This is a genomic window from Actinocorallia lasiicapitis (genome assembly GCF_054778695.1).
Map to the genome: position 1 here is coordinate 1 of NZ_BAAGZI010000153.1, position 12,570 is coordinate 12,570.

The following is a 12,570-nucleotide window of genomic DNA, read 5'->3' on the forward strand; positions in this document are numbered from 1 at the left end:
CAGGAACGCGGCCGCGCCCTCGGCCGCAAGCTGCGCGGCCTGTCCCCCGCGACCACGGCCGGCCCCGCCGCCAGATCACGCCGCCGGCGGACCATCACCGTCGCGGCACTGTTCCTGGCCGTCCAGTTCGCCGCCTGGCTCCTCCCCCTGACCGGTTTCGAACAGTTCGGCGTCCTCGTCGTCTCCCTCCTCATCACCCCGGTAGCCACCGCCCTCGCCTTCGGCCGTTAGGGCGTGTTCCGACTAGCCGAGGAACCGCAGGGTTTCGCCGATGAACTTGCAGCTCAGTGCGCCCATGCCGAGGTAGGCCCACCATGGCACTCGCGTCCCTGAGCTTTCCACCCACCACACGGCGAGGGGTGTGAGGGCGAGGCCGAGCAGCCCGGCCGCCAGCGCCGGCCAGGCCGCCCAGGCCGTGTCCTGCCAGAACGTCAGCACGACGGTGGCGGGAAGGACCAGGAACATCCCCGAGTATTCGAGCCCTTCGTAAGAGTCCACGGAGTCATAGTCCCCGAAATCAGGGCCTTTCGATCAGGTGCGGTCCAGGGCGCGATCAAGGTTGACGGCCGAGGAGATCAGGGCGAGATGGGTGAACGCCTGCGGGAAGTTGCCCAGGGCCTCGCCCGAGGAGCCGATCTCCTCCGCGTACAGCCCGACGTGGTTGGCGTAGGTCAGCATCTTCTCGAACACCATCCGCGACTCCTTCACCCGTCCGGCGGCCGTCAGGGCGTCGACGTACCAGAACGAGCAGAGGTTGAAGGTGCCCTCCTCGCCGGTCAGCCCGTCGTGCCCGGTGTGGGCGTACCGGTGGACGAGCGAGTCGGAGACCAGTTCGTGGCCCATCCGGTCGAGGGTCATCAGGAACCGCGGATCGGTCGGCCCGGAGAACTTCACCATCGGCATGCACAGGATGGAGGCGTCCAGGTGCTTGCTGCCCGGGTGCATGACGTACGCGCCGAGGTCGGGATCCCAGCATTCCTGCTGGACGAACCGGTAGGCGCGCGCCGCCAGCCGCTGCCACTTGTTGAGCGTCGCGGGGAGGCCGCGGTCGCGCGCCAGCCGTGACGCCCGCTCGAACGCCACCCAGGTCATGACGCCCGAGTAGGTGAACCGCTGACGTCCGCCGCGCACCTCCCAGATGCCCTCGTCGGGCTCCTCCCAGTGGTCGGCGAGCCAGTCGAGCCGTTTGGACAGCCCCGCCCACAGGTCGTAGGAGATCGGCACCTCGCGGTTGTAGAGGTAGACGGCGTCCATCAGCTCGCCGTAGACGTCGAGCTGGCGCTGGCCGGCCGCCCCGTTGCCGATCCGGACCGGCCGCGATCCCCGGTAGCCCTCGAGATGGTCGAGGGTGTGCTCGGGGAGCTTGTCGCTGCCGTCCACCGAGTACATGATCATGATGTCCTTCTCCAGCGACGCCTGTTCGCAGCGGTGCTGGAGCCACTCCATGAACGCCGACGCCTCTTCCAGGAAGCCCAGGGTCATCAGCGAGTAGATCGTGAACGCGGAGTCGCGCAGCCACGTGTACCGGTAGTCCCAGTTGCGGACGCCGCCGATGTGCTCCGGCAGCGACGTGGTCGGCGCGGCGACCAGCGCGCCGGTCGGGTGGTAGACCAGTAGTTTCAGGGCGAGCGCGCTGCGGTGCACCATCTCCCGCCAGCGGCCCCGGTAGCGGGACTGGCCGATCCATTTCTGCCAGTACTCCTGGGTCTTGTGGAACAGCAGGTCGGTCTCGCCCTCGATGAGCGGTGCGACGAGGCCGTTCCACTCCAGCACGATGTCGGCGGTCTCGCCCTGCTCCAGCGTGAACCGCGCGACGACCCCGTCGCCGTCGTGCACCAGCGGCACGCTGCTGCGGAGCACGAACCGTCCGCCGGGGGAGTCGAACACCGCGCCCACCCCGTCGACGATCTCCACGGTGTGCGGGACCCGCGCGTAGTCGAACGCCGGGTAGCACTGGAGGTCGAAGGTGGCGCGCCCGCGGACGGCCGTCGCCCTGCGGACCAGCAGGTCGCGGGGGAGCGTGGTGTTGCTCGGGTCGGGGACCATGAAGTCGATGACCTCGCCGACCGCTTCGGCGGTCAGGAACCGGGTCATCAGGATGTTGGTGTCCGGCAGGTAGAGCTGCTTCGGTCTGCTGGCGGTCGTGCACGACAGGGAGAAGAACCCTCCCTTCTTGGCGTCCAGGAGGGAGCCGAACAGGGAGGGGGCGTCGAAGCGCCCGGGACAGAACCAGTCGATGGTCCCGTCGGTGCCGACGAGTGCGACGGTGCGCAGGTCGCCGACGATCGCGTGTTCTTCGATGGGGAGGTAACGGCCGTACTGGACCGATCCATTGCGAGGCACAGTTCTGATGTTCCGCGCTGAGGTTTCCGATGTGTTTCCTGTCCGTTAACTCGTGATGGCTGTCGCGACCGGTCAGAACCGGTCAACCGCAAGGCTTGCAGGTGGAGGGAGTTCACTGGAAGGAAACTCTCGATCTTGGCGCGGTTCCGGGTTAACGTCACCGCATGAGACTTCCCGTGCTGGTCTGTCTGCTCCTGGCCCTGACCGCCTGCGGAAGCGGGGGAGACAAGCCCGTCCCGCCCGTGGAAAGCACACCCGCCGAAACGCCCGTCGCGCAGAGCACGCCCACCCCGCCGCCCTGCCCGAACGGAGTCGCCGACCAGGCGGAGTTCGTCATCGGCGACAACGGGGTCCAGGTGCTGATCTGGGGCAAGGGCGAGCGCGGCGTCCTGATGGCCCCGCAGATCCGCGGCACCGCCTGCGGCTGGGACGCCCAGCCGCTGCGCCTCGCGAAGATGGGCTACCGGGTGGCGGTCTTCGGCTGGTCGCCCGGGCACGAGGAGACCGATGTCCAGTCCGCCGCCAAGGTCCTCTACGCCGCGGGCGCCAAGAAGATCATGACGATCGGAGCGTCGGCCGGCGGCGGCGAGGTCATCAACGAAGGCGGCGGGATCAGCCCCGCGCCGGTCTGCACGCTCGGCGTCAGCCCGGTCGACATCTACCACGGCGAGCCCGGCCCGGCGAAGCTGCCGGGCGAGCTGCTGGTCCTCACCGGGAAGGACGACCCGGACGCGGCCGTCGCGGACGTCAGGGAGCTCGCGCAGGGCCATCCGGGCGCGGAGACCGTCGAGGTGTTCCCGGGTGACGACCACGGTTACGGGCTGATCGACTACAACGCCAAGGCCCGCGCGCGGATGGACGCCTTCGTCAGGAAATGCCTCGGCTGAGCCCTTCCCCATGGGCCTTCCCAGGGGCTGAGACGGTTTCGGTGCGCGGCGGGGCCTGCCGATAAGGTGCGGGGCATGAGCCTGACGCTTCTTCCCGCAGTTGACGTCGCCTACGGGCAGGCCGTACGCCTGACTCAGGGCGAGGCCGGCACCGAGACCAACTACGGCAGCCCCCTGGACGCCGCGCTCGCGTGGCAGGAGTCCGGCGCCGAGTGGATCCATCTGGTGGACCTCGACGCGGCGTTCGGCCGCGGCTCCAACCAGGGCCTGGTGGCCGAGGTGACCGGGCGGCTGGACGTCAAGGTCGAACTGTCGGGCGGCATCCGCGACGACGCCTCGCTGGCCGCGGCGCTCGCCACCGGCTGCGCCCGCGTCAACATCGGCACCGCCGCGCTGGAGCGGCCCGAGTGGTGCCGGAAGATCATCGCCGAGCACGGCGACAAGATCGCGGTCGGGCTCGACGTGCGCGGCACGACCCTCGCGGCCCGCGGCTGGACCGAGGACGCCGGCGACCTCTGGGACGTCCTGGACCGGCTGGAGAAGGACGGCTGCCCGCGCTACGTCGTCACCGACGTCACCAAGGACGGCACCCTGACCGGCCCCAACGTCGAGCTGCTGCGCGAGGTCTGCGCCCGCACCGACAAGCCGGTCGTCGCGTCCGGCGGCGTCTCCTCCCTCGACGACCTGCGCGCGCTGGCGACCCTGGTCGGCGCCGGAGTCGAAGGCGCGATCGTCGGGAAGGCGCTGTACGCGGGCGCGTTCACGCTGCCCGAGGCGCTGGCGGCCGTCCGATGACCGTCCAGCGGATCTCCTCCGGCGGCCCGTGGGAGGAGGTGATCGGCTACTCCCGCGCCGTCCTGGCGGGCGACACGGCCTACGTGTCCGGCTGCACCTCGGTCGTCGACGGCCAGATCGTCCACAAGGGCGACCCGTACGAGCAGACCCGCACCGCGTTCCAGGTGGCGCTCTGGTCGCTGGAACGCCTGGGCCTGTCGGCCGGGGACGTGGTCCGCACCCGCATGTACCTCACCGACCGGGCGCACGCCGACGCCGTCGGCAGGGCGCACGGCTCGCTGTTCGGCGACGTCAGGCCCGCCGCGTCGATGATCATCGTCTCTGGATTCCTCGACCCCGACATGCTCGTCGAGGTCGAGGTGGACGCCTACCGAGGAGCGTCATGACCGTCGCGGTGCGCGTCATCCCCTGCCTGGACGTCGACGGCGGCCGGGTCGTCAAGGGCGTCAACTTCCAGAACCTGCGCGACGCGGGCGACCCCGTCGAGCTGGCCCGCCGGTACGACGCCGAGGGCGCCGACGAGCTGACCTTCCTCGACATCACCGCCTCCAGCGGCGACCGCTCCACCACCTACGACGTGGTGCGGCGGACCGCCGAGCAGGTGTTCATCCCGCTGACGGTCGGCGGCGGCGTGCGCGCCGTCGAGGACGTCGACCGGCTGCTGCGCTCCGGCGCGGACAAGGTGTCGATCAACACGGCGGCGATCGCCCGTCCGGAGTTCCTGCGCGAGGCCGCCCACCGGTTCGGCTCCCAGTGCGTGGTCCTGTCGGTGGACGCCCGGCGCGTCCAGGACGGCCCGCCGACGGCGTCCGGGTTCGAGGTGACCACCCACGGCGGCCGCAAGGGCACCGGGATCGACGCCATCGAGTGGGCCGAGCGCGCCCAGGAGCTGGGCGTCAGCGAGATCCTGCTGAACTCGATGGACGCCGACGGCACCAAGAACGGGTTCGATCTGGAGCTGCTGCGGCTGGTCCGGGCGGCCGTCACCGTCCCGGTGATCGCGAGCGGCGGCGCGGGCGCGCTGGAGCACTTCGCGCCGGCCGTGGCCGCGGGCGCCGACGCGGTGCTGGCCGCGAGCGTGTTCCACTTCGGCGATCTGAAGATCTCGCAGGTCAAGGAGTCGATCAGGGCTGAGGGGTATCCGGTCCGCTGATGTGGCCATAAGGACGTCATACGAATAATGTGGGGATCGTGAAGATCGCGATCGCCACCTTCGACGGCCTGCCCGACGGCTACGACACCGACGCGCCCGCGCTGATCGCGGCGCTCGCCGCGCGAGGGGCGGGCGCCGAGGCCGTCGCCTGGGACGGCGGCGCGGACTGGGGCTCCTACGACCTGGTCGTGGTCCGCAGCACGTGGAACTACACCGACGCGCCCGAGGCGTTCCTCGACTGGGCGGCGAAGGTGCCGCGGCTGGCGAACCGGGCCGAGGTGCTGGCCTGGAACATCGACAAGCGCTACCTGCGCGACCTGGAGGCGGCGGGCGTGCCCGTCGTGCCGACCCTGTGGGATCCGGCCGACCTGCCCGACTGGTCCGACTACGTCATCAAGCCGGCGATCTCGGCCGGAGCCCGCGACACCGCGCGCTGGTCGACCGGCGAGGCCGAGCAGGCCCGCGCCCATCTCGACGCGCTGCTCGCCGAGGGCCGCACCGTGATGGTCCAGCCCTACCTCGACGGCATCGACCTGGCGGGGGAGTCCGCCCTGGTCTTCATCGACGGCGCGTTCAGCCACGCCGCCCGCAAGGAGCCGATCCTGGAGGCCGGTGCGGGCATCTCCGAGCTGAACGGCGGCACCCTGTCGCGGCGCGAGCCGTCCCCCGCCGAACTGGAGGTGGCCGGGCGCGTCCTCCAGGCCGCCCCCGCCGACCTGCTCTACGCCCGGGTGGACCTCATTCCTGGTCCGGACGGCGCGCCCGTCCTGCTGGAACTGGAGCTCGCCGAGCCGTTCCTGTTCCTGCACCTGGCGCCGGAGGCCGCCGGACGGCTCGCCGACGCCATCCTCAAGCGGGTCAGTTCGTATTGAGGTTGATCTTGAAGACGATCTGGTCCTTCGTGATCGAGGTGACCGTGATGTTGAAGTTGCCGGAGGTCTCGTCGCCGTTCAGCGGCACCGTCACGTTCTGACCGCCGATCTGCAGGGTGACGGAGGTGTCGGTCGCGCTGACGAACTCCGCGTCCACGCCGAGGACGCTGGCCTTGGCGTCCACGCCGCGGTCGAGCGTCACGGTGCAGGAGGTCGGCCCGCAGTCGGCGTTGTCACTGCTGCACGCGGTGGTGAGCAGGGCGACGGCGAGCAGCGGGGCGGCGAGCAGGACGCGGGTCTTCGGGGAGATCATGAGGCCGAGTCTAGGCGGCGCGGACCTTCCGGGACATCGCGCCGCAGAACGATTCGGCACCCCTCCCTCACGGAGGAGGCCCGCGGTTCCCGTGATTCGGGTCTCAGTCTGCAGGTCTTCAGCTCTCGGTCTTCAGGTCTCGGTCCGGTCCACCGCCGCCGAGACGACGCCGGGCTCCTCGGCGGCGCAGGTGGCGAGGCGGCGCAGCCGCAGCCGGTTGTCCTCGGTGAGCGGCGCGCGGGCGACGGCGATCCGGCGGGCCTCGTCCTCGCAGTCCCACAGGGCCTCGGCGGAGAACGCCTCGGCGGTGTGCGGGGCGGTGCGGAGCAGGGCGGTGAGCAGCCGGGGCCGCAGGTAGGCGTACTCGGTCTCGGTCCAGGCCTCTTTCAGCAGCGGGACGGCGACGCCGGCGCGGAGCCGGCCCAGACCCTCTATCGGGCCCGCGGCGCCGCCCCAGCAGCGTTTCGCCAGATCGGTGGACAGGGCCTCGAGCAGCACCGGGACGTCCTGTGACGTGCCGTGCTTGGACAGGATCGTGATGCCGACGTCGGCGCAGTCGGGCCCGGCGCCGCCGGACACCCACCGGCGGGCCCGGGGGAGCGCCTCGGTGTCGTACTCGCGCAGCGCCCGGCAGATGACGCCGCGCCAGCGGCTCGCGCCCTCGGGCAGCACCTCCTCCGCCAGGTCGAACAGGGCGGGACTGCGCCGCCGGCCCAGCTCCATGATCGCCTCGATGGAGGCGTCGCTGCGCTGGTGGGCGAGGGCGACGAGCTCATGGTCGCTGCCGTCCGGCCGGTGGTGTTCGCGGGCGCGCGGCGGCGGGCTGGACTTGCGTTTGGTGACGGCGTCGGCGATCGCCGGGTGCTCCACGGCCCACTGGCGGATCACCGGATTGCCCGGATCGTCGACCAGCCAGTGCAGGTCGTCGTCGTCGCAGCGGGCCGCGGCGACGGGGCCGAGCCCGTGGACCAGGGCGGGGTCGCCGAGCGCGACCAGCGCGTCCAGGGCCTCGAACCAGTGGGTGCCCTCCTCGGCGTATCTGCGGAGCGGGACGGCGGCCTCGCGCCTGCTGAGCCGGATCAGGTCGGCGAGGGTGTCGATGGCCAGCGAGGCGCGCCAGTCGTCGGGGTCGGTCGCGTCGGCGGGATCGAACAGGTGTTCGGTGATCGGATGGACCGGTAGTTCGAGATCGACGACCAGGCGCGCGTAGTAGAGGCTGCGCGACTCGACCTGGCGGTCCCAGCGCGGATCCCTGCGGACGCAGTCGTACACGAACTCGCCCGCGCCGCGCGTCTGCGCGGCTTTGCGGGCTGCCCTGCCCAGTCCTCGCTGGAGCTGCCCGTGCAGCGTGGTGACGGGTTGAATCACGTTGGCGTCCACCCAGCCAGGATGCGCAGCAGGAACGATTCGGGGCAAGTGCCTTTTGGCACCGGGTGTGTGACCTCGGGGAATAACTGTCGTAGGCCGATGGTAGGGATAGGTGCCGAATATTCGTTCACAGAGGGAGATTTTGCGTGCCTGAACGGATCAACCCCCAGATCCTCCGGGCCGGGTTCCGGGTCCTGGGCGTGGCGGTGCGCACCGAACCCCTCATGTTCGGGCTCTCGGTCGCGGGCAGCGCCCTGTACGGCGCGACGACCGTGGCCAGCGCCTGGGTGCTCGGCAAGGTCACCCAGGAGGTGATCCTGCCCGCCTTCGCCTCGGGGAACGCCGTGGCGGGGTCCCTGGCCGGGGCCGCGGCGACGATCCTCGCGGTCGCCGTGCTCAAGGCGCTCGGCGTCGCCGCGCGCCGGTTCTTCGCGGGGCTCATGCAGTACAACCTGCAGGCCGAGTACCGGCGGGCCGTCACCCGGCAGTATCTGAAGCTGCCGCTGGCCTGGCACCAGCGCCACCCCACCGGCCAGCTCCTGTCCAACGCCAGCGCCGACGTCGAGGCCGTGTGGGCGCCGATCGCGCCGCTGCCGATGGCCGTCGGCGTCGTGTTCATGCTGCTGATCTCCGCCGTCGCGATGCTCGCGGTGGACCTGCCGCTGGCCGCCGTCGGCTTTCTGATCTTCCCGGCGGTCTTCCTGCTGAACGTGGTCTACCAGCGGCTCCTCGGCCCGCGCGCCGCCTACGCTCAGCAGCTCAAGGCCGAGCTGAGCGAGGTCGCGCACGAGAGCTTCGAAGGCGGCCTGGTCGTCAAGACCCTCGGCCGCGAGGACGCCGAGACCGAGCGGTTCGCCAAGAGCGCCCACAAGCTCCGCGACGCCAACATCGCCGTCGGCCGGATCCGCGGCCTGTTCGACCCGCTGCTGGAGGCCCTGCCGGGGCTCGGCGTGCTGATCGTGCTCTGGGCCGGTTCGCTCCGGCTCGACGCGGGCGCGATCACCTCGGGCGACCTCGTCCAGGTCTGCTACCTCTTCACGCTGCTGGCCTGGCCGATCCGCGCGCTCGGCTGGGTGCTGGCCGAACTGCCGCGCAGCGTCGTCGGCTGGGAGCGGGTCAGAGCCATCCTGGACGCCGACGGTTCGCTGCCCTACGGAACCTCCGCCCTGGAGTCCACGGAAGCCGCGTCGCTCACCGTCAAGGACCTGCGGTTCGGCTACGAAGGCTCGGGCGACGAGGACTCAGGCGACGAGAACTCCGGCTACAAGAACGCCGACGTGCTCGACGGGGTCTCCTTCGAGGTCGAGCCGGGCAGGACCGTCGCGATCGTCGGGCCCACCGGCTCCGGCAAGTCCACGCTCACCTCGCTGCTGGTCCGGCTGGTCGATCCGGCCGAGGGCGCGGTGCTGCTCGACGGGGTCGACGTCCGGGAGCTGGGTCCTGGCGCCGTCGCCGCGGCCGCCGCGCTCGTCCCGCAGGAGACCTTCCTGTTCGATGACTCCGTGCGCGGCAACGTCGTGCTCGGCGAGCCCACCGCCGACGACGAGGTGTGGGCCGCGCTCCGCCTCGCCCAGGCCGACGGTTTCGTCGCCGCGCTCCCCGACGGGCTCGACACCCGGATCGGCGAACGCGGCACCACCCTGTCCGGCGGGCAGCGGCAGCGCCTCGCGCTCGCCCGCGCCCTGGCCCGGCGGCCACGGCTGCTGATCCTCGACGACTCCACTTCAGCGGTCGACCCGCAGGTCGAGGCGCGGATCCTGCACGGCCTGCGCGACAACGCCGCCAGCGTGGTCGTCGTCGCCTACCGCAAGGCCACCATCGCGCTCGCCGACGAGGTCGTCTACCTCGCCCACGGCACCGTCCAGGACAGGGGCGCCCACGAGGAGCTGCTGGAACGCTCGGCGGGCTACCGCGACCTCGTCAACGCCTACGACGAGGAGATCGTGATCGACCAGGACCTCACCCGGGACGTGACGGCATGACGACCACCCTCAACGAGACAGCGATGCACGAGGGCGCCGTCGCGACCCTCCGCCGCGGGCTGCGCCTCACCCCCGAGTTCCGCAAGGGCATCGGGGTCACCCTGCTGCTGGCCATAATCGCCACCGCCGGACGCGTCGTGGTGCCGATCGCCGTCCAGCAGACCATCGACCACGGGTTGAACGGGCCGTCCGGGCCTGATCTGGCTTTCGTCCGCAACGCGGTGCTGGCGTGCGCGGCGGCCGTCGCGGTCACGTTCGTCGCCGGATATCTGATGAACGTCCGGCTGTACCGGACTTCGGAGACGGGGCTGGCGGCGCTGCGCGTCAAGGCGTTCCGGCATGTGCACGATCTGTCGATGCTGACCCAGAGCGGGGAGCGGCGCGGCGCACTGGTGTCGCGGGTGACCGGCGACGTCGACCAGATCTCGCAGTTCATGCAGTGGGGCGGGCTCATGATCGTGATCTCGCTCGGGCAGGTGCTCGTGGCGACCGCGCTGATGCTCGTCTACTCCTGGCCGCTCGCGCTGATCGTCTGGGCGTCGTTCCTGCCGATGGCCTGGGGGCTGCGGATCTTCCAGCGGAAGATCTCGGCCGCCTACCTGGTCGTCCGGGAGCGGATGGGCGATCTGCTGGCCGCGGTGTCGGAGTCGGTCGTCGGCGCGTCGGTGATCAAGGCTTACGGCGCCGAGGGGCGGATCGCCGAACGGGTCGACACGGCCGTCGACAAGGGCAGAGCCGCGCAGGCCAAGGCGCAGGCGCTGGTCGCGACGACCTTCCCGCTGAGCGAGGTGGTCGCCGCGCTGGCCACGGCGCTCGTGGTGATCGTCGGGGTGCTGCTGGGGGTCGGCGGGAACCTCAGCGCGGGTGAGCTGATCGCGTTCCTGTTCCTGGTCACCCTGTTCGTCGGGCCGATGCAGGCCGCCACCGAGATGCTCAACGACGCGCAGAACGCCATCGCCGGGTGGCGGCGCGTGCTGGCCGTCCTCGACACCGCGCCGGACGTCGCCGACCCCGGCGCCGACGGCGAGGACCTGCCGCGCGGCCCCATCGCGGTCAAGTTCGACGCGGTGACCTTCGCCTACCCGGCGGGGCCGCCCGTGCTGCGCGGCGTCACCGTGGAGATCCCGGCCCGGCGCAGGGTCGCGGTCGTCGGCGAGACGGGTTCGGGCAAGACCACCTTCGCGAAACTGCTGACCAGGCTGATGGATCCGGGGTCAGGCGCGGTGCTCGTCGACGGGGTGCCGCTGGCGCGGGTCCGGTTCTCCTCGCTGCGCGAACGGATCGTCATCGTCCCCCAGGACGGCTTCCTGTTCGACGCCACGCTGGGCGAGAACATCCGGTACGGCCGCCCGTCCGCGACCGACGCCGACATCCTCGCCGCCCTCGGCGAGCTCCGCCTGGCCGACTGGGTGGAGGGGCTGCCGCGCGGCCTGGACACCCCGGTCGGGCAGCGCGGCGGCTCGCTGTCGGCGGGGGAGCGGCAGCTCGCCGCCCTCACCCGCGCCTATCTGGCCGATCCCGACCTGCTCGTCCTGGACGAGGCGACGTCCGCCGTCGACCCCGCCACCGAGGTGCGGATCCAGCGCGCCCTGGAGAGCGTGACCAGGGGCAGGACCGCCGTGTCGATCGCGCACCGGATGTCGACGGCCGAGGCCGCCGACGAAGTGATCGTGTTCGACAAGGGGGAGATCGTGCAACGTGGGTCGCACGCCGAACTGGTGAACGAAAGCGGCGTCTACAAGGAGCTCTACGCTTCATGGGCTACGCAGAAGACACTTTAATTGCGCCGATCGGCCGTTGTTCCGGCAGGTATCGGTCCGGATACGGAACGGATCGATAGCCGTTACCCGAACCCTGGTGAGCAGCCGGAATCCCTTACTGGACAGGGGTTTCCGCTCTCGCGGATCTTGGTTCCGCGGTGATACTCTCCCGGATATCGGTTGCAGTCGCGGTTGGTCGACAGCGGGTGTTTTGGCTTTTCCGGGGACGGTACCCGGAGGCGAGAATTCTCCGCGCAAGCCGTACTGGGGCCACGAGGTGTGGCGCCGTGTTTTGCCGCAAGGAGAAAGACCATGGCCCAGCAGGGCACCGTGAAGTGGTTCAACGCCGAGAAGGGCTACGGCTTCATCGCCGTGGACGGCGGCGGACCTGACGTCTTCGTCCACTACTCGGCGATCCAGTCCTCCGGCTACCGCAGCCTGGACGAGGCCCAGCGCGTCGAGTTCGAGGTGACCCAGGGCACCCGAGGGCCGCAGGCCGACCAGGTGCGCCCCCTGTAAGAAGTTCGGTTTCCCCCGACAACGTCACGAAGGCCCGTTTCCGATGCCCGCGGAAACGGGCCTTTCGCGTGGTGGGGGCGGGTCGGGGCGCGGCCGGAGGGCGGGCAGAATGGAGGCATGTCTGAAGCCGGCCCCGCCGCCCCCCACTCGACCGCCCTCGATCCGAAGATCGCGGCCCGTCTCAAGCGCACCCCCGACGGGCTCGTGCCCGCCATCGCCCAGCAGTACGACACCGGCGAAGTGCTGATGATGGGCTGGATGGACGACGAGGCCCTGCACCGCACCCTCACCACCGGCCGCTGCACCTACTGGTCGCGCAGCCGGAGTGAGTACTGGGTGAAGGGCGAGACCTCCGGCCACCAGCAGTGGATCAAGTCGGTCGCCCTCGACTGCGACGGCGACGTCGTGCTGGTCAAGGTCGACCAGGTCGGCGCGGCCTGCCACACCGGCGACCGCACCTGCTGGGACGCCGACGACCTCGGCGCCGTCGTCGGCAGCCGGCCGGAATGAGCCCGAAGCGCGAGCTGGCCGCCGCCGCCCTGCTCGGGGCGGCCGGTTCCCTGCTGACCGTGTTCGCG

Annotated in this window: 14 protein-coding genes; 10 read left to right on the forward strand and 4 right to left on the reverse strand. The window is 70.9% G+C overall.

Annotated elements, in window-relative coordinates:
• Positions 1 to 231: hypothetical protein (locus tag ACYVE7_RS18065; RefSeq protein WP_460365921.1), on the forward strand; the 231-nt coding region annotated here is incomplete at its 5' end.
• A 12-nt stretch (positions 232 to 243) separates the two neighbouring features.
• On the opposite strand, the gene ACYVE7_RS18070 is transcribed toward ACYVE7_RS18065, so the two are convergent.
• Both ACYVE7_RS18070 and ACYVE7_RS18075 read right to left on the reverse strand, forming a co-directional pair.
• Positions 244 to 498, reverse strand: a complete 255-nt coding sequence (locus tag ACYVE7_RS18070) for a hypothetical protein (RefSeq protein ID WP_460365923.1) — start codon at positions 496 to 498, stop codon at positions 244 to 246.
• 33 nt (positions 499 to 531) lie between these two features.
• Positions 532 to 2,343 carry a glycoside hydrolase family 15 protein gene (locus ACYVE7_RS18075; RefSeq protein WP_460365924.1) on the reverse strand — a complete coding sequence of 604 codons (1,812 nt, stop codon included), beginning with the start codon at positions 2,341 to 2,343 and terminating at the stop codon, positions 532 to 534.
• A 164-nt stretch (positions 2,344 to 2,507) separates the two neighbouring features.
• On the opposite strand from ACYVE7_RS18075, the gene ACYVE7_RS18080 reads away from it, so the two are divergent.
• From ACYVE7_RS18080 to ACYVE7_RS18100, 5 genes are all read left to right on the forward strand, one after another.
• Positions 2,508 to 3,230 (forward strand): alpha/beta hydrolase family protein, encoded by a 723-nt coding sequence (locus ACYVE7_RS18080; protein ID WP_460365925.1) that lies wholly within the window; start codon positions 2,508 to 2,510, stop codon positions 3,228 to 3,230.
• 75 nt (positions 3,231 to 3,305) lie between these two features.
• The gene (priA, locus tag ACYVE7_RS18085; protein WP_460365926.1) at positions 3,306 to 4,025 is read left to right on the forward strand and encodes a bifunctional 1-(5-phosphoribosyl)-5-((5-phosphoribosylamino)methylideneamino)imidazole-4-carboxamide isomerase/phosphoribosylanthranilate isomerase PriA; all 720 of its coding nucleotides are present in this window, start codon (positions 3,306 to 3,308) and stop codon (positions 4,023 to 4,025) included.
• Entirely contained in the window at positions 4,022 to 4,411 is a 390-nt protein-coding gene (locus tag ACYVE7_RS18090; RefSeq protein ID WP_460365927.1) for a RidA family protein, read from the forward strand. The genes priA and ACYVE7_RS18090 overlap by 4 nt, the downstream gene beginning before the upstream one ends.
• The gene (gene hisF / locus ACYVE7_RS18095) at positions 4,408 to 5,178 is read left to right on the forward strand and encodes an imidazole glycerol phosphate synthase subunit HisF (RefSeq protein WP_460365928.1); all 771 of its coding nucleotides are present in this window, start codon (positions 4,408 to 4,410) and stop codon (positions 5,176 to 5,178) included. The genes ACYVE7_RS18090 and hisF overlap by 4 nt, the downstream gene beginning before the upstream one ends.
• 38 nt (positions 5,179 to 5,216) lie before the next feature.
• Positions 5,217 to 6,050: an ATP-grasp domain-containing protein gene (locus ACYVE7_RS18100; protein WP_460365929.1), complete on the forward strand. Its 834-nt coding sequence runs from the start codon at positions 5,217 to 5,219 to the stop codon at positions 6,048 to 6,050.
• Here ACYVE7_RS18100 and ACYVE7_RS18105 read toward each other — a convergent pair.
• Together ACYVE7_RS18105 and ACYVE7_RS18110 are read right to left on the reverse strand one after the other, a co-directional pair.
• A complete protein-coding gene (locus ACYVE7_RS18105; protein WP_460365930.1) occupies positions 6,037 to 6,363 on the reverse strand; it encodes a hypothetical protein in 327 nt (108 codons plus the stop codon). The two genes, ACYVE7_RS18100 and ACYVE7_RS18105, sit on opposite strands and share 14 nt — an antisense overlap.
• Before the next feature lie 132 nt (positions 6,364 to 6,495).
• The gene (locus ACYVE7_RS18110; protein ID WP_460365932.1) at positions 6,496 to 7,743 is read right to left on the reverse strand and encodes a hypothetical protein; all 1,248 of its coding nucleotides are present in this window, start codon (positions 7,741 to 7,743) and stop codon (positions 6,496 to 6,498) included.
• A gap of 212 nt (positions 7,744 to 7,955) precedes the next feature.
• On the opposite strand from ACYVE7_RS18110, the gene ACYVE7_RS18115 reads away from it, so the two are divergent.
• The 4 genes from ACYVE7_RS18115 to hisI all read left to right on the forward strand — a co-directional run bounded on the left by ACYVE7_RS18115 (position 7,956) and on the right by hisI (position 12,502).
• Positions 7,956 to 9,713, forward strand: coding sequence for an ABC transporter ATP-binding protein (locus tag ACYVE7_RS18115; protein WP_460365940.1), 1,758 nt, complete (start codon positions 7,956 to 7,958; stop codon positions 9,711 to 9,713).
• Entirely contained in the window at positions 9,710 to 11,494 is a 1,785-nt protein-coding gene (locus tag ACYVE7_RS18120) for an ABC transporter ATP-binding protein (protein WP_460365934.1), read from the forward strand. The genes ACYVE7_RS18115 and ACYVE7_RS18120 overlap by 4 nt, the downstream gene beginning before the upstream one ends.
• A 291-nt stretch (positions 11,495 to 11,785) precedes the next feature.
• Entirely contained in the window at positions 11,786 to 11,992 is a 207-nt protein-coding gene (locus ACYVE7_RS18125; protein WP_460365936.1) for a cold-shock protein, read from the forward strand.
• 117 nt (positions 11,993 to 12,109) lie between these two features.
• A complete protein-coding gene (gene hisI, locus ACYVE7_RS18130) occupies positions 12,110 to 12,502 on the forward strand; it encodes a phosphoribosyl-AMP cyclohydrolase (protein ID WP_460365938.1) in 393 nt (130 codons plus the stop codon).
• The last annotated feature ends 68 nt before the right edge of the window (positions 12,503 to 12,570 follow it).